Genomic DNA, 23,541 nt, shown 5'->3' on the forward strand with positions numbered 1-23,541 from the left:
GCCGGCTCGGGTCGCAGTGTCGTTATTTCTGCTTCAGCCGGCGCGAGAAACGCAGCCATTTGTCCTCGACCGGCCTCGGCTGCGCGAGAATGGTGGTGAGCTCGACGGGCAGGGTCGGAACCAGCGGCTTCTTGGTGGCGACACCGTCGGCGATGGCGACGATGCTGTGATAGAATTCGCTGCCGGTCATCGACCGCGGCGCCACCGCCTCGTGCATGACGCTGATCACCGTGACATCGGGGCAGTTGTCCTTGATGGCCTGATGGAAGGCAACCTTGCCATCGGGGTCGAGCGCGCCGGTGGCTTCGTCGAGGAACAGCAGCCCCGGCTGCTGCAGCACGATGCGGGCCACCACCAGCTTCTGTTTCTGGCCGCCCGACAGGACCTGATCCCAGCTTTTGCCTTCGCGGCTTTCGTCGGTCATGTGCTCGATAAAGTCGCCAAGGCCGGCCTTGTGCAGCGCCGACGCGACCTGCGCATCACCATGGTCGTGCTCCGAGCCAGGCAGGCAGACCAGCTGCTTCAGCGACACCGGCTGCAGCTTGACCTCCTGGGCGGCAAAGAAACTCTTGACGCCTTCCGGGAAGACGATGGTGCCGCGGCCGTAGGGCCACAGGCCGTTGATCGCCTTGATCAGCGAGGTCTTGCCGCAACCGGATTCGCCTTTCAGGAACGTCCATTCGCCGCGCCGGAAGCGCAAATTGGCGGCGCTGAGGAAGGGCGTCGCATCCTCGCCCTGATGCGCCAGTTCGAGTTTCTGGATGGTAAGGCCGAACACCGGGTTCTGGCTGGCATAGTTGAAGTCGGAGCGACCGGTCTGGCTGTAGAACTCCTGCGGATGCTGGACGTTCTCGATCGCATTCGCCAGTTCGGTGACACGCTGGCTGTTGGCGCGCAGCGTGGCGATGTTCGGCATGACGTGGATGAACCAGGAGCACTGACTGATCAGCGAATTGACCAGCTCGGAGCCGGTTATGTAGCCCTTGAGATCGAAACCGTTGTGGATGAACGGCACCAGGCCAGGTCCATAGGCGACAATGCGGGCACCAATGAAATTGTAGATCAGCTCGAACGAATTGTAGCCCGTGTTGACGATATTCAGCCGCGCCCAAGTGCGGTCGATGTCGACATAAAGTCGACTGTGCATTGTCTTCTGCACATCCTCGCCTTGCGAGGCCGCGACATGAAAGCTGCGACGCAGGAAAGTGGTCAGCTCGCCACGATAGCTGCCTTCGGATTGCTGCATCCTGACATTGAGCCGTTCCAGCAGACGACCCAGTTTGACCGCGATCCAAGTGTTAAGCGGCACGTAGGTGGCGACCGCCAGGAAAGCCAGAACCGCGCTGCCGTAGCTGCCGAGGAATTCCAGCCCTTTCACCTCCGCCGAGTTTTCAAGCAATTTCTGGCCGACGAAATAAAGCGATGTGGCAACACCCAGGACGCCCATGGCAAGGCCAATGGCGCCGCCGGTCATGTCCTTGATCGATTCCTGGACGCGCTGATCGATGTTGTCGGGAGCGGCATTGCCGGACGAGCCATGCTGGGCGTGGAAATGCGTATGATTGGTGTCGAGCAGCGCTTCGTTGAAGCGGCTGTCCAGCCAGCCGCGCCATTTGCGATGCAACGTCGCTGAGACGAGGCTGCGTATGCCGGTGAAACCCGCATCCTTGAGCACGACCAGCAACACCAGGATGCCGGCATTGACCAGCAGCGAGCGAAGCGGCGTGGTGTTGGCGGCGTCGTGGAAGAAGGCGATCGAGTTGACCAGCTCGCCGGAGGCTTCTGCAAACCAGACACCGGCCTTGCTGGACAGCGCCGTGAGCAGCGCGATCACCAGCGTCAGGGTCCAGGCTTCCTTCCAGCGGTCCGAGACCCAGTAGGCCCGCATCAGGCCCCAGAAGCTGCGCATCGACGATACCGGCGTCAGAAGCGATTGCCCTGCGGCATCGCGAGGTGTTTTTTCCGGTACTGACTCTTGCGATGGTCTACCGACCCGAATCACGATCCCGCCCAAACCTTTTTTCTTTTGTTACGGATGGTAACACCAATTGATCATTTTCCATTAATTTAAAACCCGGCCGACCAGATTGCCTCGCCAGCCGTTGCCATGAGGCAACAGATTACATGCGGAAATATGGCGGCAACGGCCGGCAAAAATCAGGATATCGTTATTAATTTCAAATGCTTGATCTACAGAGTCATGCCATTGGGGCAGCTTCCCCTAGGGAAGGCATTCACACGGTTTTGTGAACTCGAAATCATACGGACCGATCGATTTTCTCACCGCGGGCTGACCCGAGCACCCGAAAATTTGCCGCTGATGATCTCGCCGGGCATGCGGTCATCATCGTTGCCGGAGGCAGGAAGTGACCGGAAATCGTCCGAGAGGCGCGGTCCGTCTTGTCGAGTCAGCTGGGGAACTGCATTTGACAAATCATCCGTTCGGGATTGAACCTTGCCGGGCATTGTCGACACTCATGCATGTCCCGTTCTCCGACAAGGAAGTTCCAATGCTTGCACGCGTGGCCGCAATCCTGTCCCTCTTCGCCGGGCTGCCTCTCTTCGCCTGGGTATCTCCGGCGCATGCCGCCTCGCAGAGCATCCCGGCAAGCGCCGAAGGCCAGATCGAGTTCAACACGCCGTCCGGCAACATCGGCTGCATCTACACGGCGAAAGGCGGCACCAGCACCTATCAGCCGCAGGATGGCGGCCCGGAGCTAAGCTGCTCGCGAGTCGAGCCGAGCTATGTCACCATCATCCTCGGTCCGAACGGGCCGGCCACGCTGATCAAGAACCCGGGCGAGCAGGGTTGCTGCGGCGTTGTCACCAAGCTTGGCTACGGCAACAGTTGGAGCGCGGGGCCGTTCTCGTGCCAATCGTCAGCCAAGGGACTGACCTGCACGGCCACGAACGGCCATGGCTTTTTTATCAGCAAGGCCAAGGTGACGGTGAAGTAAGACTTGCTCTTGTCGGGAAAAGAGAGGGCGGCCGGCCTCAGCCGACCTTTTCCAATTCGCCACGCGCCTTGGCAGCCGCCACCTGACGAATGGCATCGGCCAGGGTATCGGCATCCTGCGCGCCCATGACCGCGTATTTGTCTTCGAGCAGGAAACACGGCACGCCTGTTATGCCCATGCGCGACGCGGTGGCGATCTCGGTGCGAACCGCCTCGACATCGGCCTCGGTCGGCAAAAGCGCGGCAACAACGGACGCGTCCATGCCAGCCTCACGCGCGGCTTCGGTCAACACGGCATGGTCGCCGATGTTGGCGCCTTCCTCGAAATTCAGCTGGAACAGCCGGCGTACAAGCCTGTTCTGCACAGCCTCGCCGGCGGCACCGGCCCAGCGGATCAGGCGGTGCGCACCCAATGTGTTCGGCGCCACCTTGATGGCGTCGAAGGCGAAGGAGATGCCTTCGGCTTCGCCGAGCGGCTCGATGCGGGCATGAATCTCGCGGATACGGTCGTCGCTGCCGAATTTGGCCAGCATGTATTCGTGGCGATCCTTGCCTTGCGGCGGAATGGTCGGATCGAGCTGGAACGGCCGCCAGCGAATATTCACGTCGACATCGCCGCCGACAGCGGCGACTGCCTTGTCGAGCCGCTTCTGACCGATGAAGCACCATGGGCAGACGACGTCGGACACCACATCGACGGTGATGGCGTTCGGTTCGCTCATCTCGTTCTCCTGACTTTTCAGTTCGGCTTGCGCCACCAGGTCGGCAGTTGATACCCAAATATGGGCGTCTTTCGCGGATGTTCCAGGTAGTTCCAGTAGGCGATCCATTGCTGCGTGTTGTGCTGCATCGGCACCATGTAGTTGCCGGAGATCAGCAGCCGGTCGAGAACGCGAACGGCGGCGACATAATCCTCCTTCGAGCGGGCGCGCAGCATCGCCTCGATTGTCGCGTCCACCGCCGGATCGGCGACGCCGGCAAGATTGAACGAGCCTTCCGTCCTGGCAGCGGCCGAGCTCCAACGCCCGGTCTGTTCGATGCCGGGCGACAGCGAGTTGTTGAAGCCGCTCGATCCGACCAGGACCTCGAAATCGAAGCGCTGTTTGCGCGACTGGATCTGATCGCCATCGAGGCTGCGAATGGTGACATTTATGCCAATCTTCTCCAGCGTACGCTGGTAGATGCCGGCAAGGCGCTCCTCGTCCTGCGAGGCGGTCAGGATCTCGAAACCGAAAGGTTTGCCCTCGGCATCGAGCATTGTCCCGTCCTGAACGTGATAGCCGGCGCTTTTCAAGAGATCGAAGGCCGCCTTAAGCACCCGGCGGTCCTGGCCGGATCCGTCAGTCACCGGTGGGCGGTAAGAGCCGTCCATGACATCGGCCGGCACGCGGCCGGGGTAGGGCGCCAGAAGCGCCTTCTCCCTGTCGTCGGCCGGATGGCCGAGCGCGGAAAGCTCCGAATTCTGCCAGTAACTCATCGTGCGCGTGTATTTGCCGCCGAACAGGTTCTTGTTGGCCCATTCGAAGTCGTAGAGCATGCCGAGCGCGCGCCGCACGACCGGGTTGGCGAATTTCCGCAGCCTCGTGTTGAACAGGAAACCGGTCACCACGGGCGGAATGCCGGTGTCGAAGGTTTCGGCGACCACGTCGCCCTTGTGGAACGCGGGAAAATCGAGATCGCGCTCGCGCTTTACCGGATCGCCATCGTCGTCGATGGCGCAAAGGCCTTTCTTGAACGCTTCGAGCTTGGCGTTGGCGTTGAGGAAATACTCTATGGTGATCTGGTCGTAATTGTCGAAACCGCGCTTGGCCGGGACATCCTTGCCCCAATAGTCCCGGTTGCGCTTGAAGACGATGCGCTGGCCGGGCCGCACCTGCGCGATCGTATAGGGACCGCTGCCGATCACTGGCTTCAGCGTCGTCTTGTCGAAGGTTTCCTTGTCGAAGGCGTGCTTCGGGATGATCGGCGTCAGCGCGATGATCAGCGGGAATTCGCGATCGGCCTTGTCGTTGAAGGTGAAACGGACGCCGCGGTCGCCGGTCTTTTCGAGCTTGGCGACCCTGGCCATGCGGTCGCTGTAGGGCGGTCGGCCTTTCTCCGTAAAGACGTCATAGCTGAACAGCACGTCCTCGGGCGTCACCGGCTCACCATCGGACCATTTGGCCTTCGGGTTGAGGTGGAACTCGATACTTTTGCGCTCCTGGTCCATGTCGACGCTATCGGCCAGCAGCCCGTAGAGCGTGAAAGCCTCGTCGGCATTGCGCTGCATCAACGGCTCGAAGACCAGATTACCGAAGATCGTGTCCATCATGCCGCGCGCCGTCGTGCGCAGGCTTTTGAGGATGAAAGGGTTGAGATTGTCAAAACTGCCCACGACGCAATAGGTGATCGAGCCACCCTTCGGTGCGTCGGGATTGACGTAGTTGAAATGCGTGTAGTTGGGCGGCAGCGCCGGTTCGCCCTGCATGGCGATCGCGTGCTTCGGCTCCGATGCGGCCGGCTGATGCGAAAGTGCGAGAAACGATGTCGCGGTGATCAGCCAAACAAGAACGCGGCCCATGACCGTCTCCTTAATGGGTCGGCTTGATGATTCGGTGCGCACCCTAGCATGACGTCGCTGCGTGCCGGCCAATCGTGCTTTCAACAATTGCTGACATCGGGCTGGATTCGACACCGCTTGCAGTGTAACACGCCCTCCGAAGTCATTCTGTTGCCTCATTTCGGCAACAGGTAGCTGGACCACACGGCACGAAGAAGCCGGTCCCGGGATCATTTGAGAGGAAGTGCACGACATGACGAGCCTGAACAGCAACGCGTACCGCCTGTCGGTCATGGCCGCTGGCGTGATCGGCTTTCTGGGCGCAGGACTTCCCGCTGCTTCCGCACAGCAGCAACAGCAGATTCCGCAAGGCTGGTTCAAGGCCTGCACCAAGCAGGAAGACGTCGACATCTGCAATGTCCAGAACATCACCACCGCCGGCAACGGCCAGCTGGTCACCGGCGTCAGCCTGATCGAGCTGAAGGGCAAGATAAACCGCAAGGTGTTCCAGGTGACGGTCCCGACCGGTCGCCTGGTGCCTCCCGGCATCGGCCTGCAGATCGATACCGGCAAGGCGCAGAAGCTCGACTATGTCATCTGCTTTCCGGATCGTTGCGTGGCGGAAGTGCCGCTGACCGATCAGCTCGTCGCCGCGTTCAAGAAAGGCCAGGCGATCACGCTCACCTCGGTCAATTTCCAGAATCAGCCCAATCCGATCAAGATCGCCCTGCAGGGCTTCAGCGGCGCCTATGACGGCCCGGCGCTGCAGCAGTCGGACATCGAGGACCGGCAGAAGAAGCTTCAGGATTTCGTCGCCAAGAACAACCAGGATTTCGCCAAGAAGCTCAAGGAAGAGCAGGACAAGGCGAAGACCGCCAACTGATCGGCCGGCATCGTCGGATCAATAAAAAGCGGGGTCATGCCCTGGGTCATGCCCCGCTTTTTTTGTGACCGTCGCTCGATCGGTCAGTGCCTGGACTGCCGTTTCGGCTGGTAGCCCCCATCCGGCTTTTTGTCGAACATCTCCTTGATCTGCGGATGCCGGACCGGCTCCCCCGACTGATCCTCGAGCAGATTCTGCTCGGAGACATAGGCGATGTACTCGGTCTCCGAGTTCTCGGCGAGCAGATGGTAGAACGGCTGATCCTTGCGCGGCCGCACGTCGGCGGGGATGGCTTCGTACCATTCGTCGGTGTTGGCGAATTGCGGATCGACGTCGAAAATAATCCCCCTGAATGGAAACAGCCGGTGGCGAACCACCTGTCCGATTGCGAATTTGGCTGTTTTCATCGTACTCACCACTGAATTCCTTGGCTTTATTTGGCGCAGACCGCGCCTTAATTCAATCCCGAAGCGTTCGAGCGCGCCCCGAAGCTACGCAGGACGCGACGCAAAGGTTTTGCTGCATGCGGCGATGTCGATGACCGTCGATAACGCGGATTGTCGGAAGCTGTCAGCGCGCCGGCCTTCGCAGGCCGCCGGCCAGCGCCGCGAAGCCGCTGCCGGGACGAAGTCCTTCACGCATGAAAAAAGCACGAAGCGGCGCGAAGCCACCGAGCACGCCGAGCCCGGCCACACGGGCCATCTGGGCCGGCAGCATGTCGGAAAGCAGCGACATGTTGAGCAGATTGACCGCGCTGCTGCGCGCCACAATATCGGGCCGGCGCTTGAAATCGTAAGCTGCCAAGGCCTTGGCGGCTCCCGGATCGTTACGATTTTCACAAGCGATTCCAATCAGATCGTCGACATCCCTGATGCCGAGATTGAGGCCTTGCGCGCCGATCGGGGGAAACACGTGGGCGGCTTCCCCGACCAACGCTATCCGGTTTCGCGCAAAACGCAGCGGCGTCACAGCCGAAAGCGGGTAGATCTGCCGGCCCGGCTCGACCGTCACCCGGCCCAGCATCGACTGCATCTGCTGTTCGACCCGCATCGAAAGCGTTGCGTCGTCCAAGGCCGCGAGTTCGGTCGCTGTCTCGGGTTTCACCACCCAGACCAGACTCGAGCGATTGCCGGGCAGGGGGACCTGCGTGAACGGACCGGTCTCGGTGTGGAATTCCGTCGAGGTGAAGGCGTGGTCGCGGCTGTGGCGGAAATTGAGGACAAGGGCTGCCTGCGGATAGGAGCGAGCCGAGGTCGAGATGCCGGCGGCCTGGCGCGCCGGCGACAAGCGTCCGTCTGCTGCGACCGCCAGCGATGCGTCCACCGTGCTGCCGTCGGCCAGGACGGCTCGGGCGTGCTGGGCATCAAGATGCCAGTTCGCCACCATGGACCGTCGCCATTCGATGCCGTCACGCATGGCAACGGCGTTGGCGAGTGCCGGATTGAGGACACTGTTGGGCAGGTTCAGGCCGAACTGGTCCTCGTCGATCTCGCTGGCGCGGAAGGTGACGACCGGACTGCGGATCAACCGGCTGGTTGCGTCGACGATGCGCATGACTTTCAGCGGCGCCGCCTCGGGCTTGATGCCATCGAGCACGCCCAGCCGCTCAAGCACTTTCAAGGCAGGGTTCATCAGGGCCGTCGTGCGGCCATCGGGGGCAGAGGCCTCCGGCCCGACCAGCGTCACCGGGAACCCGGCAGCGGCAAAACCGAGCGCCGCGATCAGTCCTGCCGGCCCCGTGCCAGCAACCAGTATCCGCGCGGTTTGCTCATGCTCCAAGATCGGCTTCCGGTTTGCAATGCGAGGCGGCCACTCGGCCGCCCGTCGATGAGCATATAGGGCAGATCATGCTGCTTGATCAACGCGGCGATTCGGCCCATTCGGGTGACATGACCGGCCAGCAGGACGACTTCAGCCATCTCGATCGCGCCGGCCGCGCCATGGCCACCATCGCGCGCAATCCTCGCCTGACGGTAAACGTCGTCGTCGGCGCTTGCATCCTGCTTGCCTGGCTATCCCTTGCCGCGATGGCAATCCGTGCCGCCGAAGGGCGGACCGCAGGCGTCAGTGCTCCCGGCGACGCGATCCTGCGCAAGCTGCCGCAACTGCCGCTGCCCGATTTCCTGGAACGGTTCTTCACGCTCTGCCTGTCGCCGGCGCCGCCGGATGCAAGCCTCGGCCTGCAGGCCGGTGCGCTCGTTTTGATGTGGTTCCTGATGGCGATCGCGACGATGCTGCCTTCAGCCGCGCCGATGATCCGCACTTACTGCGAGATCGCCGATACGGCACGCATCAAGGGCGAGCCAGCCGTCCATCCGCTGGTGCTGGTCGCCGGCTACCTCAGCGTCTGGCTCGGCGCCTCGGTGACGTTTGCCGCAATGACCTTGGCCGCCCACGCATTCGGCTCGCCCGGTGGGATGCTCGACCCGGTCGTCGGCATTGCCGGCGCGCTGGCGCTTCTGATTGCCGGCCTCTATCAGTTCAGCGGCTTGAAGGAAGCCTGTCTGACAAAGTGCAAGAACCCGTTCTCGATCCTTTTCGCGAACTGGAGCGCAAGGCCGGTCCGCATCTTCCGGCTTGGGGTCGCGCAAGGCCTGTGGTGCCTCGGCTGCTGCTGGGCGCTGATGATGGTGATGTTCGCCGTCGGCGTCATGAACATCTTCTGGATGGCGTTGATCGGGCTGTTCACCCTGATCGAAAAACAAACGGCGAGCAGGGTTCCAACCCGGCTGGCCGGTGCGATACTGCTTGTCTGGGCAGCCGCGCTGCTAGTAGTCTCGCTATGAGTGGGGGAAAATCGATGGCAGATCAGAGCTGGGCAATGAAAGGAGAGCTCGTACTCTCTTGCAATTGCACGGTTTTTTGTCCTTGCGTGCTGTCGCTCGGCAATCATCCGCCGACCGAAGGCTATTGCCAGACCTGGGCTGGGTTCCGCATCGACGCCGGCCATTTCGGCGACGTCGATCTGTCCGGTCTCAATCTCGGGCTGATCATGGAAATCCCCGGTTACATGAGCCGCGGCAACTGGACCGCCGGGCTGTTCGTCGACAAGCGAGCCTCGGTCTACGCGGTCAAGGCGCTGACGAAGATCTTCACCGGCAAGGCAGGCGGAACCACATCGCTGCTCTCAATCCTCGTCGGCAAATTCCTCGGAGTCGAGCAAGTGCCGATCACCTATGAGACGCGTGACAGGACACGTATCTTCCAGATACCCAAGATCATCGACGGGGCGGTGACACCCATCCCCGGCAAGGATCGTGATAAGGATACGGTGATCAGCAATTCGGAATACTGGATCGCGCCCGAGATCATCGTCGCCAGGTCAGACAAGAGCAAGATGCGGGCTTTCGGCCGCAACTGGAATTTTGCCGGCCGTTCGGCCGAGATCTGCAAACTGGATTGGCGGGGCCCGTGAGCAAGAACACAACGGCCCGGAAAGCCGCCAAAAAGATCACGGACCGGATTCCGCGGCCGAAGAAGAAAGTCACCTGGCCGCAGGCGAGGGCGTTCTCCGTCCATCTGCTGACCGCGTCGGGCTCGTTCCTGGCCTTCCTGTCGCTGGTGGCGGCAAGCGAACAGCGCTGGACGGCGATGTTCTGGTGGCTCGGGCTGGCGCTGTTCGTCGACGGCATCGATGGGCCGATCGCGCGAAAGCTCGAGGTGAAGGAGATCCTGCCGACATGGTCGGGCGAACTGCTCGACAACATCATCGACTACGTAACCTACGTCCTGATCCCCGCCTTCGCGCTTTACCAGCGCGGCTTCATGGGCGAGGGCCTGTCATTCCTGTCGGCGGCGATCATCGTCGTCTCCAGCGCCATCTATTATGCCGACACCGGCATGAAGACGAAGGAGAATTTCTTCAAGGGATTCCCCGTGGTCTGGAACATGGTGGTGTTCACGCTGTTCGTGATCGAGCCCGGACAATGGGTTTCGTTCGCTGTGGTGGTGGTGGCCGGCATTCTGACATTCGTCCCGATCAACTTCATCCATCCGGTGCGGGTGGTGCGGTTGCGGCGTATCAATCTTGCGATGACCCTTTTGTGGTGCGCTTTTGGCGCACTTGCCCTTGCACAGGCGGCACTCGCCGCCTTCTACGATCAGATCGGCGTGCTGGGAGAACAAGTCAGCACCTTCACCAAGATCGGCATCACCATCACGGGGCTTTACCTCGCTAGCATTGGTGGCATCATGCAGTTCTTTCCCAATCTCGGTGCCAAGAAGACCTGATCAGCCGGAGGAAGCCTAGCCTATGTCCAAAGCGATCCGCATCCACGCCCATGGTGGCCCTGAAGTCCTGACCTATGAGGACGCCGATCCCGGCCAGCCGGGAGCAGGGCAGATCCTGATCCGGCACACGGCGATCGGCCTTAATTTCATCGATGTCTATCATCGCTCGGGCCTTTATCCGCCGCCCGGCGGGTTCCCGCTTGTCCCTGGCGGCGAAGCCGCCGGCGTCGTGCTGGAACTCGGCGAGGGCGTCGAGTGGCTGAAGCCCGGCGATCGCATCGCCTATGCCGTGACGACAGGAGCCTACGCGCAAGAGCGCGTCATCGACGCCAGCCGCGTCGTCAAGGTGCCGGATGGCATCAGCGACGAACAGGCCGCCGCGATGATGCTGAAAGGCATGACCGCCGAGTATCTGCTGCGCCGGACGTTCAAGGTGAAGGCGGGTGACACGATCCTGTTCCATGCCGCGGCAGGCGGTGTCGGATTGATCCTCGGCCAATGGGCCAAACATCTCGGCGCGACCGTCATCGGCACCGCCAGCTCGTCCGACAAGATCGAACTCGCCAAGGCGCACGGCTTCGACCACGTCATCAACTACAAGGACCAGGATTTCGTCGCCGGCGTCGCCGCCATCACCGACGGTAGGAAATGCGACGTCGTCTACGATTCGGTCGGCAACGACACGTTTCCGGCTTCACTCGACTGCCTGAGGCCGCTCGGCATGTTCGTCAGCTTCGGCCAGTCCTCGGGGCCGATCCCGCCATTCAGCATGTCGTTGCTGGCGCAAAAGGGCTCACTGTTCGCAACCCGACCGACGCTGTTCGTCTACAATGCAAAGCGCGAGGACCTCGAAGTCTCCGTCGCGGCCTTGTTCGAGGTTGTGCTCAGTGGCGCCGTCAAGATCAAGATCAACCAGCGTTACGCGCTCAAGGACGCGGGCAGGGCGCATTCCGACCTCGAGGGCCGCAGGACAACAGGGACGACCATTCTCATCCCTTAGAGACTGGTTGGAAACTCTACTCTGGCGGCCAAAACAGTCTCTTAGTCCGTTCTTGCTTGCTATCCCTTGAATTTCCGCTGAAATTCTTGAAGCTCTTTCAAGACGCGTGCCGCTTTCCGATAAGAGCCGGCCGCGCCTACCATGCTTGCGGGAACACAGAACATGTCTGGCTAACCAGATGGGAGGCACTGTGAGTGCAAATCAGGACGGCACGAACCTGCTCGAGGTCCGTGGTCTCACCAAGATATTCGGCACGCTGACGGCGTGCGATCATATCGATCTCGACATCGCCAGGGGTGAAATCCACGCTTTGCTCGGCGAAAATGGCGCTGGCAAGTCGACGCTGGTCAAGATGCTGTTCGGCTCGCTGGAGCCTAATTCCGGCGAGATTTTCTGGAACGGCCAGGCGGTCAGGATTTCCAGCCCCGGCGTCGCGAAAAAACTCGGCATCGGCATGGTGTTCCAGCATTTTTCGCTGTTCGAGGCGCTGACCGCGGCCGAAAACATCGCGCTGTCGTTGGACGATGGCTCGCCGATCAGCAGCATCGCGGCGAAGGCGAGAGCGCTTTCCTTCAGCTATGGCCTGCCGCTCGATCCTGAATCGCTGGTCGGCGACCTGTCGGTGGGCGAGCGCCAGCGTATCGAGATCATCCGCTGCCTGCTGCAGACGCCGCAGCTTATCATCCTGGACGAGCCGACCTCGGTGCTGACGCCGCAGGAAGCCGACAAGCTGTTCGAGACGCTGGAGCGTTTGCGTTCGGAAGGCAAATCCATCCTCTACATTTCGCACCGGCTCGAAGAGGTCAAACGTATCTGCGACCGCGCCACCGTGCTGCGGCATGGCAAGGTCGTCGGCCACTGCAACCCGCGCGAGGAAACCGCTTCGTCGCTGGCTCGCATGATGGTTGGCAATGAGGTGCAGGCCGTGGTGCGCGCACCGGTCGAAGCCATCGCCACGGCGCAATCGCTGCTCGAAATCCGCAACCTCAGCCGCAAGCCGGCGACGCCGTTCTCGATACCGCTCAAGAACATCAGCCTGAACGTCCGCGCCGGCGAGGTGATCGGCATAGCCGGCGTCGCCGGCAACGGCCAGGGCGAGTTCTTCGAATCCGTCTCCGGCGAGGTGTTGCAGCAGGATGCCGCCTCGGTGCGCATCCGCGGCAAGGATGCGGGCGGCCTCACCATCACCGGACGCCGCCTGCTGGGCGCCGCCTTCGTGCCGGAAGAGCGGCTCGGCCACGGCGCCGCGCCGCGCATGAAGCTTTCCGAGAACCTGCTGCTGTCGCGCCATGCCACCGACGGAAAGGCCTTTGTCAGCGGCGGCGGAATGGTCAACAGCGCCGCCATCCAAGCCGCCGCCCAACGCATCATCGAGGCAATGGACGTGCGCAAGAGCGCGCCGGATCCGGAGGCTGCGGCACTTTCGGGCGGCAATCTGCAGAAATTCATCGTCGGCCGCGAACTCGACCGCCGGCCAAGCGTCATGGTGGTCAACCAGCCGACCTGGGGCGTCGATGCGGGTGCCGCCGCCCACATCCGCCAGGCCCTGATCGAGCTGTCGCGCAGCGGATCGGCGGTGCTGGTGATCAGCCAGGATCTCGACGAGCTGTTCGAGATATCGGATGCGATCGCGGTCATGCACAATGGCGCGCTGTCCAAGCCGCTGCCGATCGCCGAAGCGACCTTCGAGAAGGTGGGCTTGCTGATGGGCGGCGCCGAACCCGGTCACGCCGAACACACGCTGGAGACGGCAGCATGATGCGCCTCGAACTCGTCAAACGCCCACAGCGCTCGCAGCTGTTTTCGGCCCTGTCGCCATTCATCGCCTTTGCGCTGACGATCATCGCCGGCGCCATCATGTTCGCGCTGCTCGGCGTCAATCCGTTGACCGCTTTCCGCGTCTATTTCATCGAGCCGGTCAGCCAGCTCTGGCAGCTGCATGAACTGGCGATCAAGGCCGCTCCCCTCATCCTGATCGCTGTCGGCCTGTCGGTCTGCTACAAGGCCAATGTCTGGAACATTGGTGCCGAAGGACAGTTCATCCTCGGCGGCATCGTCGGCTCGATCATTCCGGTGTTGTTTCCGCGGTTCGAAGGCCCATTGGTGCTGCCGCTGATGCTTCTGCTCGGCATGGTCGGCGGAGCGGCCTATGCGGCAATCCCGGCCCTGCTCAAGACGCGCTTCGGCACCAACGAGATCCTGACCAGCCTGATGCTGGTCTATGTCGCCCAGCTCTTCCTCGACTGGCTGGTGCGCGGGCCGTGGCGCGATCCGCAAGGCCATGGTTTTCCGCAGACGATCCAGTTCGGCGACTCCGCCGTGTTGCCGGAGTTGATGCCGGACGCGGGGCGGGCGAACTGGGGTTTCGTCTTCGCGTTGGTCGCCGCGGTGCTGATTTGGATCCTGATGAGCCGCATGCTGAAGGGTTTCGAGGTGCGCGTGCTGGGCTCAAGCCCGCGCGCAGGGCGTTTCGCCGGCTTCGGCCTCAACCGCATGGTGTTCTTCGCCTTCCTGCTGTCGGGTGCGTTGGCAGGGCTTGCCGGCATCTCGGAAGTCTCGGGCGCGATCGGCCAACTGCAGCCGGTCATTTCGCCCGGCTACGGCTTCACCGCCATCATCGTGGCGTTCCTCGGCCGCCTCAACCCGCTCGGCATCGTTGCCGCCGGCCTGGTGCTGGCACTGACCTATCTCGGCGGTGAAGCGGTCCAGAGCGCACTCGGCATTTCCGACAAGGTGGCGCGGGTGTTCCAGGGCATGCTTTTGTTCTTCGTGCTCGGCTGCGACACGCTGATCCACTACCGCATCCGGCTGGTCGGCCTGGCGCTGACAAAACCGGAGGGTGCCGCGAAACTCGAATCGGCGCCAAAGCTGAAGGAAGCCCGTTGATGGACATCACCGTAAACATCCTTCTGACCATCGCCACGGCGGCAACGCCGCTGCTGATCGCGGCGATCGGCGAACTGGTGGTCGAGCGCTCCGGCGTGCTCAATCTGGGCGTCGAAGGCATGATGATCATGGGCGCCGTTGGCGGCTTTGGCGTCGGTCATCTCACGGGATCACCCTGGATCGGCCTCCTGGCGGCAATAGCCCTGGGCGCCGTGTTCTCGCTGCTGTTTGCCGTCATGACGCTGTCGCTGGCCACCAACCAGGTGGCGACCGGCCTGTCGCTGACGCTGCTCGGCCTCGGCCTCTCCGGCATGATAGGGACGAGCTTCGTCGGCCAGCCTGGCGAACGGCTGCCCAACCTCGACATTCCCGGCCTGACCTCGATCCCGGTGATCGGCCGATTGCTGTTCGGCCAGGACCCGATCTTTTATATCTCGATTGCGCTCACCGCCGCGGTCATGTGGTTCCTGTTCAAGACGCGTACCGGACTGACGCTGCGCTCGATCGGCGACAGCCATACGTCCGCTCATGCGCTTGGTATCCACGTCATCCGCTATCGCTATCTCGCGGTGATCTTCGGTGGCGCTTGCGCCGGTCTCGCCGGCGGCCACCTGTCGCTGGTCTACACGCCGCAATGGGTTGAGAACATGAGCGCCGGCCGCGGCTGGATCGCGCTGGCGCTGGTGGTGTTCGCCTCGTGGCGGCCATGGCGGGTGCTGGCCGGCGCCTACATCTTCGGCGCGGTGTGGATCGGCCAGCTTCATGCACAGGCTTTTGGCATTCCAGTGCCCTCGCAGTTCCTTTCTTCGCTGCCCTATCTGGCAACCGTCGTGGTTCTCGTTCTAATCTCGCGCAACAAGCGTCTGACGATGATGAACACGCCGGCTTCCTTGGGGCAGCCATTCGTTCCGGATCGTTGAGAACAAAAACAAACGGGAAGCTCCAAGGCTTAACTCAGAGAGGTAACACAATGAAAAAACTGCTTATTGCCCTGATGACCACGACCGCCGCCCTATCGCTGGCGGCGACCGCCGAGGCCGCGGACAAGCTGAAGGCATGCTGGGTCTATACCGGTCCGATCGGCGACTTCGGCTATTCCTACCAGCACGACCAGGGCCGTCTCGAGGTGGAGAAGGCGCTGGGCGACAAGGTCGAGACCGCCTATCTCGAAAACGTCTCGGAAGGCCCCGACGCCGACCGTGCTTTCGAGCGCCTGGCGCGCGAAGGCTGCAAGATCATCTTCGGCACGTCCTTCGGCTTCATGGATCCAGAAGTGAAGGTCGCCAAGAAATTTCCCAAGGTGATGTTCGAGCACGCAACCGGCTACAAGACCGGTGACAATCTCGGCATCTACAATGCGCGTTTCTATGAAGGCCGCTATGTGCTCGGCCAGATCGCCGCCAAGCAATCGAAGGCGGGCGTTGCCGGCTACATCGTTTCCTTTCCGATCCCCGAAGTGGTGATGGGCATCAATTCCTTCATGCTCGGCGCGCAGTCGATCAACCCGAACTTCAAGGCCAAGATCGTCTGGGTGAACTCGTGGTTCGACCCGGGCAAGGAAGCCGATGCCGCCAAGGCGCTGTTCGACCAGGGCGCCGACATCATCGTCCAGCACACCGATTCGACCGCTGCCCTGCAGGTGGCCGAGGAGCGCAAGCTGCACGGCTTCGGCCAGTCCTCGGACATGATCAAGTTCGCGCCGCACGCGCAGCTGACCTCGCTCACCGACGAATGGGGTCCGTACTACATCAGCCGCGTCCAGGCAGCCCTCGACGGCACCTGGAAGCCGGACAATGTCTGGCTCGGCATCAAGGACGGCGCGGTCAAGCTCGCCCCCTTCACCAACATGCCCGACGAGGTGAAGGCGATGGCCGAAGCCACCGAAAAGAAGATCGCCGACGGCTGGAACCCCTTCACCGGGCCGATCGCCAAGCAGGACGGCACGCCCTGGCTGAAGGACGGCGAAGTCGCCGACGACGGCACGCTGCTCGGCATGAACTTTTATGTGAAGGGTGTCGACGACAAGCTGCCGCAATAAGCGGCGCGAGATATCAAAGTGAGGAGGGCGCCGCGCGGCGCCCTTTTTCATTCGGCGTGCTGTGCCCCGGCAAAGACGCGGCGAAATCGCGCCAGCCCAGTATCAACCGCGCGGCCGAGCCATGTCCTGAGCAGCCGCTGAGCCGGTCGTTCGCAGTTGCGCCAGATCGCCCACGAAACAACCAGCATGAGCGCCATGCAGCCGAGGGCGGCAAACCATTTGCCGACCAGGGGTGCCGCGGCATTGATGGCGAGATAGCCGATGTTCTGATGCAGGAGATAGAGCGGATAGGTCAGGCCACCCAGCGCAAGGGTGAGTGCCGACGGCCTCACGCGGTTGCGCAACAGCACCGCGCCGATCAAGGCCGCGTGCATGACGACATTGGCGACGACGAGATTGGCCGAAGAAACCGCGATGCCGTAGTGGCCCTGCATCCAGAGCTGCGTCACGGATAGCGTGCCGCAGGAGATCAGGAACGATGCGGCAAGCAGCAGCAAAGCTGGTAGTGAACGGCCGTGTGCATGGATGTGGTGGAGCGCCACGCCGGCGGCGAAGAATGGTCCGAACTCGGTTATGAACAGCAGCCTTGCCGCGCCGCTGCCGAAGAAGAACTCGTTCAAGGCCGAGATGGCCAGCCATATGAAGATCAGCTCCAGCTTGCGTTTCTGGAACTGCCCGGTGAGGAGGGCCAGCGTCACCCAACCGTAGAAAACCAGCTCAAGCACGATCGACCAATAGACGCCGTCCATGAAGGGTTGGCCGAAGGCCGGTGCGAACATCGACAGATTGGCGGCATACTGGCTGAAAGAGGCTGGAAGCAGCGGTGAGCCAGCCAGAAAGACAATCGCGAAGGTGATCGTCATACAGAACAGGAAGCCGGGATAGAGGCGAACGAAACGTGCGATCGCGAACTGGTCCCAGCTGCGATTTTCCGCCGACCAGGCAATGACGAACCCGCTGATCAGAAAGAACAGATTGACGCCGAGATAGCCGTAGAGGGCGAGCGGCGCGGCGAGCGGATAACCCTCGGCGAGAAAGCCTTCGGCGGCCGCGCCGCGGAAGAAATAGTGAAAGAACACAACGGCAAGTGCTGCCGCCAGCCTGAGCAGATCCAGCGTCGCGATGTAGTCTTGCCTGGGAGGTCTGATGTCCATCCGGATTCCCGCATCCACGATCCGGAAACCATAGAGCGGATCGCGGCTGAGCGGGTTGAGCGGCCTGAATTATCGCCAGATGTAGTAAATAGACGGCGTACCGATCCCGTCAGACCGCCGAACCGTAGAGGTCATAGGCATCGGCGCGGTCGATCTTGACGGTGACAATGTCACCTTGACGCAGCGGGCGCCGCGACTGGATGTGGACCGCGCCATCGATCTCGGGCGCGTCGTATTTGGTGCGTCCCTTTGCCGATGTGCCGTGCGCCTCGTCGATCAGCACCGGCAGGCGCTTGCCGACCTTCTTGGCCAGCTGCGTCGCTGAAATCTTCTGCTGGCGCTGCATGAAGCGGTGCCAGCGCGCCTCCTTGATCTCCTGCGGGACCTGGTCGAGACCGAGATCGTTGGAGCGGGCGCCCCGGACCGGCTCGTATTTGAAGCAGCCGGCGCGGTCGATCCTGGCCTCATCGAGCCAGTCGAGCAGCATCTCGAAATCGTCGTCCGTCTCGCCGGGGAAACCGACGATGAAGGTGGAGCGGATGGCGAGATCCGGGCAAATCTCGCGCCAGCCGCGAATGCGCTCGAGGGTCTTTTCGCCATGTGCCGGGCGCCGCATGTTCTTCAGCACTTGGGGGGAGGCGTGCTGGAACGGGATATCGAGATAGGGAAGGATCTTGCCCTCGGCCATCAGCGGGATGACGTCGGCGACATGCGGGTAGGGGTAGACATAGTGCATGCGCACCCAGATGCCGAGCTTGCCCAGTTCCTCGGAAAGGTCGAGGAACTTCGCCCGCACTTCGCGGTCGCCGAACATGCTGGTCTGGTACTTGATGTCGATGCCGTAGGCGCTGGTGTCCTGCGAGATGACCAGGAGTTCCTTGACGCCGGCCTTGGCCAATTTCTCGGCTTCGCGCAGCACATCGGCCGCCGGCCGCGAGACGAGGTCGCCACGCAGCGCGGGAATGATGCAGAAGGTACAGCGGTTATTGCAGCCTTCGGAAATCTTGAGATAGGCGTAGTGGCGCGGCGTCAGCTTGACGCCTTGCGGCGGCAAGAGATCGATGTAGGGGTCGTGCGAAGGCGGTGCGGCCTCATGCACGGCTGCCATCACGCTCTCATAGGCCTGCGGTCCGGTTATCGCCAGCACATTGGGATGCCTCTCGCGAATGACATCCGGCTCGGCGCCGAGGCAGCCGGTAACAATGACCCGGCCATTCTCCGAAAGCGCGGAGCCGATGGCATTGAGCGACTCGTCGCGGGCGGAATCGAGGAAGCCGCAGGTGTTGACGACGACAAGGTCGGCACCGTCATGCTTGCGTGCGATCTCGTAGCCTTCGGCGCGCAGGCGCGTGATGATGCGCTCCGAATCCACAAGGGCCTTCGGGCATCCAAGACTGACAAAACTCACGCGGGGAGCGGACATATAAGGTTTTCCGGGCTTTTCAGGATTGCCGGGCCAGTACCACACTTATTACGGCATTGGTATGGGCACGCCTGCGATGCGGCAAAACGCATGACGATTGCACTGCGAGCTTTCGGTCGAAGACGCGGCGGACAGCCGCCTCAGCTGACCGCGCCGTTTACATGCGGCCAGACTTCCACCGCACCGCGATAGACCATGTCCACCGCGACATAGAGAATGATCAGCAGACCGACATAGGCGATCCAGCGGTGGCGCTGCAGCAGTTTTGCGATGAAAGTCGCGGCGAGGCCCATCAGCGCGATCGACAGCACGAGGCCGATGACCAGCACCGGAAAATGATCGCGCGCGGCACCCGCGACCGCCAGCACGTTGTCGAGCGACATCGACACGTCGGCGACGACGATCTGCAAGGCTGCCTGGCCGAGCGTCTTGCGCTTCGCCTTGCCGGCCACCTTTTTGTCGCTGTTGAGATCGGAGTTCGACAGCGCCTCGGTCGCTTCCAGCTCATCGGCATGCGACGTGCGCAGCTCGCGGTACATCTTCCAGCAGACCCACAGCAGCAAGATGCCGCCGGCCAGCAGCAGGCCGACGATCGCCAGCAGCTTGACGGTGACCGCGGCAAAACCGATGCGCAGCACCGTTGCCGCCAGCACGCCGATGAGGATCGCCTTCTTGCGTTGTTCGGCCGGCAGGCCGGCAGCGGCAAGGCCGATGACGATCGCATTGTCGCCGGCAAGCACGAGGTCGATGGCGATGACCTGGAGCAGGGCGGTCAGACTGGCAGCGCTGAAAATGTCCATCGACCGGAAGCCCTTGCTGATTTGCCGAGTGTTCGTCGATTATCCAGACGGCCCTAACTTGGTGGTCCCTTGGCGTCAAGGGACCGCTCGTGGCGACATCACTGAAGCGCCGTTACGTCAAATCTGGATCAGAGGCCCTGCGGCGCTCATCGACAGCAGGGCAAAACCATGGCCGATCGAAGATCAATCGTAGAGATTATACTTTGCCCAATCGGCTTCCGGAATCTCGTCGCCGATCCGGTAGCGGAACTGCAAAACTTCCATATGGTCGGGCGCCGTCTGGCACTTGAATTTCAGCCGGTACCATTGCCCCTTGCTGCGAAACGCGGCGCCCGGGCTTTTGATTGCATCAGCGCCCATCTCGGGCGTCGCGAAGGCGTAGGCGACGACGCGATCGGCCTTGAACTTGCGATCGTCGTGGGTGATCCGGTCGAGCACTTCGGCGTCACAACGCTGTTCAAGGCGGGTTTGGGGATCGAGTTTCATCAGGCCGGCGCGCAATGCACTGTCCATTGCGCTGGCTGGAAAACTCAGTGTCACAGACGCCAAGGCGGTCATGCAGAGCTTCTTCATGGGCGGGACAAGCACCATATTTTGTCGGAGAAATCAACCAAGGGGACCGCCTCGGACCCCGCAGGCATCATCAATCAAATGGTCGATACGTTCAAAATTGCGTGTCGGGATTCATCGTGCGATGCCTGCGGCCAACGGACCAGCGAAGCACGGCCGGCATCCGTGAGATCGTAGAGGCCTCGGTCGACACGCGCGAACCATCCATAGACATTGTGCTGCAGGATTTTCGGCGCGATCGGCGTCACCGCCTTCAGATCGCGCGGCCGCCTGGGTCCGTCCACCATCGCGGCGGCGCAGGCGAGGGCGCTTTGCCGATAGGCCGTCATGATCGGATTGCGCGATCCTCCTCCCGCAACAGGATCGCCGCGCCGGCGCTGGTGCTCGTCGACCAGGCGGGAGCGCCGGCGCGCATTCTTGCGCGGCGCCAGTGCGATCGGGCTGAGAAGCACCTCGACCCGGTCGGTCGCGGTCACGCCAAGCAGGCCGAAGCCAAGGCGGCCGCAGAGATTGCGAAACCGTGCATCGCTTTCGCGGCCCTTGCCCCGGGCCGACATGCGCGCGGCCAGCCAAACCTCGTCGCAGGCCGCGGCGCGATCGACACCTTGCAGCACCAGTTCGAGATTGAACTGCAGCTTCAGTTCGCAGATGACGACGACGGGCGGCTCACCTTCGCGCAGCGCGACGATGTCGCAGCCGCCGATCTCGCCTTTGACGACGAAGTCGAGGCTTTCGAGGAACCGCTTCACCGGCGCATAGAGTGAGGTCTCATTCATGCTTCGAAGGTTTAGCCGATTCGACGCTAAAAGCCTCCCGCGGGCGCGGCCTCTTACGGCACGCCCGAAACCCGTCGATGTCAGGCTTCGGTGCTCGGCGCGGCTCGATTCAATGGCTTCCCGCGGGGCAGGAGCGGATAGGCGATCTGACCGAAGTAGGTGGAGGGGATCGGATCGTCGACGCCAGGCTTCGCGCTGGTTGGCATGGTGCCACCGATGGAACTGCGGGCTGGCGATCAGCCACTTCAAAGGGCCGAACGGAATCCGCACGTTTGAATGAACAAGCAGCGTGTGCCCGAGGTAAATGATATACGCCGATGTCGGAGATCAGGATGATTTCCGCAACCTGCAGCGGGCGCTAAGACAGAAACTATCAAACTGTTTGATTTTATTAAATTTTCTTCGGTTTTTGGCGGAGGAAGTGGGATTCGAACCCACGGTGAGCTTGCACCCACGCCGGTTTTCAAGACCGGTGCCTTAAACCGCTCGGCCATTCCTCCATCGTGACTTTTCAATCACTTAAACGCTACGCTGTCGGCCGGTTTTGACCTGTTGGCACCTGATTGGGCACCGAAGGCGTTCCCGAACGGTTCGCGCTTCATTCCTGTAGTGCGGCGTTGAGGGCTGCGTCAACCACTGCTGCGGCACCTTCCTGCCGCCTGGGCAGCATGTGTGCATAAATATACAGCGTGACCGACGGATTGACGTGGGCGGCCCTGGCAGAGACGCCCCGAGGCAGCTGCGTGATGTGGGCCGAGACCGTGGGATGTTGCCTGCGGCACGCCAGCGGCTCCTGCCTCCCGAGCGAACTCCCTTGAAAACGGGCGAGGGCCGCGCATGGCACAATCGCGACTGGAAGCTGACATTCGATCGGACCAAATCGCCTTGACGGAACATTAGCGATCTCTAACTGTTGTGGTTGCGGCAGGCGATGCTCACCCCATCGCCGCTGATCGGGATACGCACCGCCCCGATCGGCCCGCGCCTCCGCAAGTGGCGCGGGCCTCGGGCCCTGGGGAGGGATAGGATGACGGATATCCCGGCGACAACCTACGTCGTGAGCGTATTCGAGAAGCCGCATTGGCGGACCATACTGACCACCAAGGACAAGACCAAAGCCCTGGCGATGGCCAAAGAGATCGGCGACAAGGTGCGGGTTGAAGAAGTTACGCCGAAGCCGAAGAAGCGTTAGGGCCGGCCCGTTAGCGATGCAAGGGGAAGCCCGAAACCCCAGCCGATGAAAAACCCGCCACGAGAGCGACCCGCGGCGGGCTTTTGGAGTGGCTACATCCCTAAGGAATCGACCGCTTGTAGTTGTATTGTGAACCGCGTGATCGCGTTAGCCTATGGTGTGATCGCGGAAGCGGAGCCGAGCACCGGTGCAGTAGTGACCCGCAATGGGTCAATCAATTTGGCACTGGAATTGCGTTGAGACGATTGTGGGTAGGGGAAGGGCCTGTCGCTTCGCAAATGAGGCGGCGGGCCTTCGCTTAAGCGGTCTCGTCGATATGGCGCATACATGCCGACCATATCGCGTGCCTGAAACGCCAGACCGCGCCGGCCGCGGATAAACGCAAGCCGGCTCCCCGAAGGGAGCGGCTTGACGACTTCAGCAAGAGGAGAATGGCCGGCAACCTACTCGGGTTGCAGAGTTTCCCGAAGGCGCCGGCCCAGCGAATCGACCCGAGTCGTGATCGCGGAAGGCTAGCGCGCCGATTGTTTCTTGGCGTGTGCGGCGACCGCACAGAGGAAAGCCAATGCGGCGGCATCGCAGGCCGTCCGAGATGGGCCTTTGGCGAAAAGAACGGCGTCCGCGGCTCGTATCGTTAAGCCATGTTTTTTGGCGAAAGAGGTGACTTCGTAAGGCTGATTGTCTTCAGATAGATGGCCGAGGCCGAAATCGTAATTCATGCGACTACATCCTCCCAGTTCGGTACCTTTTCCCTCCTCGCCCTGAGGCAAAATTAACAGCCGGCGTGTCGCGCGAGTCTAGCAACTAGGGATTGTGTAAAACGATATAACTCCGAACCGACTGCATTTTGTTGTCGTCGATAATGCCGGCCTCGCCGTCGGGCCAGGAGGTGGTCACTTTGGGCGACTTCCGCAACCTGGCGCCGGTGCCTTCGCCATTCGTTATGTCGACATTGTGGGCTGGTAGGCAGCGAGGCAAAGGCCGTGACCTTTCAGGGTGCTCGGCACGGTGATGGCGTCACAATCTTGCCCGGTTCCGGCCACAATCGGTTAATACCGTGATAAACAATTCCTGCGCACAAAGGACCGGGGTTC

General features: G+C 61.9%; 22 protein-coding genes and 1 tRNA gene. 11 read left to right on the top strand and 12 right to left on the bottom strand.

What is annotated here, in order from left to right:
- Positions 1 to 22 precede the first annotated feature (22 nt).
- The gene (locus NKH03_RS07070) at positions 23 to 1,909 is read right to left on the bottom strand and encodes an ABC transporter ATP-binding protein/permease (protein ID WP_352868541.1); all 1,887 of its coding nucleotides are present in this window, start codon (positions 1,907 to 1,909) and stop codon (positions 23 to 25) included.
- A 601-nt stretch (positions 1,910 to 2,510) separates the two neighbouring features.
- Between NKH03_RS07070 and NKH03_RS07075 the strand changes: the two genes are divergently transcribed.
- A complete protein-coding gene (locus tag NKH03_RS07075; protein ID WP_352868538.1) occupies positions 2,511 to 2,957 on the top strand; it encodes a hypothetical protein in 447 nt (148 codons plus the stop codon).
- Positions 2,958 to 2,994: 37 nt separating this feature from the next.
- Here NKH03_RS07075 and NKH03_RS07080 read toward each other — a convergent pair whose 3' ends face one another.
- Both NKH03_RS07080 and NKH03_RS07085 read right to left on the bottom strand, forming a co-directional pair.
- The gene (locus NKH03_RS07080) at positions 2,995 to 3,678 is read right to left on the bottom strand and encodes a DsbA family oxidoreductase (RefSeq protein WP_352967819.1); all 684 of its coding nucleotides are present in this window, start codon (positions 3,676 to 3,678) and stop codon (positions 2,995 to 2,997) included.
- 17 nt (positions 3,679 to 3,695) lie between these two features.
- Positions 3,696 to 5,516, bottom strand: a complete 1,821-nt coding sequence (locus tag NKH03_RS07085) for an extracellular solute-binding protein (RefSeq protein ID WP_352967821.1) — start codon at positions 5,514 to 5,516, stop codon at positions 3,696 to 3,698.
- A gap of 232 nt (positions 5,517 to 5,748) precedes the next feature.
- Here NKH03_RS07085 and NKH03_RS07090 point away from each other — a divergent pair, with 232 nt between their 5' ends.
- The gene (locus NKH03_RS07090) at positions 5,749 to 6,378 is read left to right on the top strand and encodes an invasion associated locus B family protein (RefSeq protein ID WP_352868532.1); all 630 of its coding nucleotides are present in this window, start codon (positions 5,749 to 5,751) and stop codon (positions 6,376 to 6,378) included.
- An 83-nt stretch (positions 6,379 to 6,461) separates the two neighbouring features.
- Here NKH03_RS07090 and hspQ read toward each other — a convergent pair whose 3' ends face one another.
- Together hspQ and NKH03_RS07100 are read right to left on the bottom strand one after the other, a co-directional pair.
- On the bottom strand, positions 6,462 to 6,785 hold the full coding sequence (gene hspQ, locus NKH03_RS07095) for a heat shock protein HspQ (RefSeq protein ID WP_056587784.1): 324 nt from the start codon (positions 6,783 to 6,785) through the stop codon (positions 6,462 to 6,464).
- Positions 6,786 to 6,948: 163 nt separating this feature from the next.
- Positions 6,949 to 8,157, bottom strand: coding sequence for a UbiH/UbiF family hydroxylase (locus NKH03_RS07100; RefSeq protein WP_352967822.1), 1,209 nt, complete (start codon positions 8,155 to 8,157; stop codon positions 6,949 to 6,951).
- 68 nt (positions 8,158 to 8,225) lie between these two features.
- Here NKH03_RS07100 and NKH03_RS07105 point away from each other — a divergent pair, with 68 nt between their 5' ends.
- From NKH03_RS07105 to NKH03_RS07140, 8 genes are all read left to right on the top strand, one after another.
- Positions 8,226 to 9,164: a DUF2182 domain-containing protein gene (locus NKH03_RS07105; RefSeq protein WP_352868527.1), complete on the top strand. Its 939-nt coding sequence runs from the start codon at positions 8,226 to 8,228 to the stop codon at positions 9,162 to 9,164.
- A gap of 14 nt (positions 9,165 to 9,178) precedes the next feature.
- Positions 9,179 to 9,793, top strand: a complete 615-nt coding sequence (locus NKH03_RS07110) for a DUF1326 domain-containing protein (RefSeq protein WP_352967823.1) — start codon at positions 9,179 to 9,181, stop codon at positions 9,791 to 9,793.
- Positions 9,790 to 10,608, top strand: a complete 819-nt coding sequence (pcsA, locus tag NKH03_RS07115) for a phosphatidylcholine synthase (protein WP_352876254.1) — start codon at positions 9,790 to 9,792, stop codon at positions 10,606 to 10,608. Before NKH03_RS07110 ends, pcsA begins: the two co-directional genes overlap by 4 nt.
- 22 nt (positions 10,609 to 10,630) lie before the next feature.
- Positions 10,631 to 11,608, top strand: a complete 978-nt coding sequence (locus tag NKH03_RS07120) for a quinone oxidoreductase family protein (protein WP_352967824.1) — start codon at positions 10,631 to 10,633, stop codon at positions 11,606 to 11,608.
- A 178-nt stretch (positions 11,609 to 11,786) separates the two neighbouring features.
- Positions 11,787 to 13,367, top strand: coding sequence for an ABC transporter ATP-binding protein (locus tag NKH03_RS07125; RefSeq protein ID WP_352967825.1), 1,581 nt, complete (start codon positions 11,787 to 11,789; stop codon positions 13,365 to 13,367).
- Positions 13,364 to 14,494 carry an ABC transporter permease gene (locus tag NKH03_RS07130; RefSeq protein ID WP_352876262.1) on the top strand — a complete coding sequence of 377 codons (1,131 nt, stop codon included), beginning with the start codon at positions 13,364 to 13,366 and terminating at the stop codon, positions 14,492 to 14,494. The genes NKH03_RS07125 and NKH03_RS07130 overlap by 4 nt, the downstream gene beginning before the upstream one ends.
- Positions 14,494 to 15,414, top strand: a complete 921-nt coding sequence (locus NKH03_RS07135; RefSeq protein ID WP_352876265.1) for an ABC transporter permease — start codon at positions 14,494 to 14,496, stop codon at positions 15,412 to 15,414. Before NKH03_RS07130 ends, NKH03_RS07135 begins: the two co-directional genes overlap by 1 nt.
- Positions 15,415 to 15,464: 50 nt before the next feature.
- The gene (locus NKH03_RS07140) at positions 15,465 to 16,532 is read left to right on the top strand and encodes a BMP family ABC transporter substrate-binding protein (RefSeq protein WP_352967826.1); all 1,068 of its coding nucleotides are present in this window, start codon (positions 15,465 to 15,467) and stop codon (positions 16,530 to 16,532) included.
- A 47-nt stretch (positions 16,533 to 16,579) separates the two neighbouring features.
- Here the strand turns inward: NKH03_RS07140 and NKH03_RS07145 are convergent, their stop codons facing one another.
- From NKH03_RS07145 to NKH03_RS07175, 6 genes are all read right to left on the bottom strand, one after another.
- Entirely contained in the window at positions 16,580 to 17,686 is a 1,107-nt protein-coding gene (locus NKH03_RS07145; RefSeq protein WP_352967828.1) for an acyltransferase family protein, read from the bottom strand.
- A gap of 109 nt (positions 17,687 to 17,795) precedes the next feature.
- Complete coding sequence (gene rimO, locus NKH03_RS07150; protein ID WP_352868507.1) at positions 17,796 to 19,109, bottom strand: 30S ribosomal protein S12 methylthiotransferase RimO; 1,314 nt, start codon at positions 19,107 to 19,109, stop codon at positions 17,796 to 17,798.
- Positions 19,110 to 19,249: 140 nt separating this feature from the next.
- Positions 19,250 to 19,909 (bottom strand): TerC family protein, encoded by a 660-nt coding sequence (locus NKH03_RS07155; protein ID WP_352876277.1) that lies wholly within the window; start codon positions 19,907 to 19,909, stop codon positions 19,250 to 19,252.
- Between the two features lie 183 nt (positions 19,910 to 20,092).
- Entirely contained in the window at positions 20,093 to 20,500 is a 408-nt protein-coding gene (locus NKH03_RS07160; protein WP_352868502.1) for a DUF930 domain-containing protein, read from the bottom strand.
- Positions 20,501 to 20,556: 56 nt separating this feature from the next.
- On the bottom strand, positions 20,557 to 21,255 hold the full coding sequence (locus NKH03_RS07165) for a DUF2161 domain-containing phosphodiesterase (protein WP_352967829.1): 699 nt from the start codon (positions 21,253 to 21,255) through the stop codon (positions 20,557 to 20,559).
- Between the two features lie 410 nt (positions 21,256 to 21,665).
- A tRNA-Ser gene (locus NKH03_RS07175) sits at positions 21,666 to 21,755 on the bottom strand.
- Positions 21,756 to 22,282: 527 nt separating this feature from the next.
- On the opposite strand from NKH03_RS07175, the gene NKH03_RS07180 reads away from it, so the two are divergent.
- The gene (locus NKH03_RS07180; RefSeq protein ID WP_352967830.1) at positions 22,283 to 22,447 is read left to right on the top strand and encodes a hypothetical protein; all 165 of its coding nucleotides are present in this window, start codon (positions 22,283 to 22,285) and stop codon (positions 22,445 to 22,447) included.
- Between the two features lie 512 nt (positions 22,448 to 22,959).
- Here the strand turns inward: NKH03_RS07180 and NKH03_RS07185 are convergent.
- Positions 22,960 to 23,166: a hypothetical protein gene (locus NKH03_RS07185; RefSeq protein WP_352868490.1), complete on the bottom strand. Its 207-nt coding sequence runs from the start codon at positions 23,164 to 23,166 to the stop codon at positions 22,960 to 22,962.
- Positions 23,167 to 23,541: the final 375 nt, after the last annotated feature.

The sequence above is a fragment of the Mesorhizobium sp. M1406 genome, from assembly GCF_040317555.1.
In the GTDB taxonomy this organism is placed as follows: domain Bacteria; phylum Pseudomonadota; class Alphaproteobacteria; order Rhizobiales; family Rhizobiaceae; genus Mesorhizobium.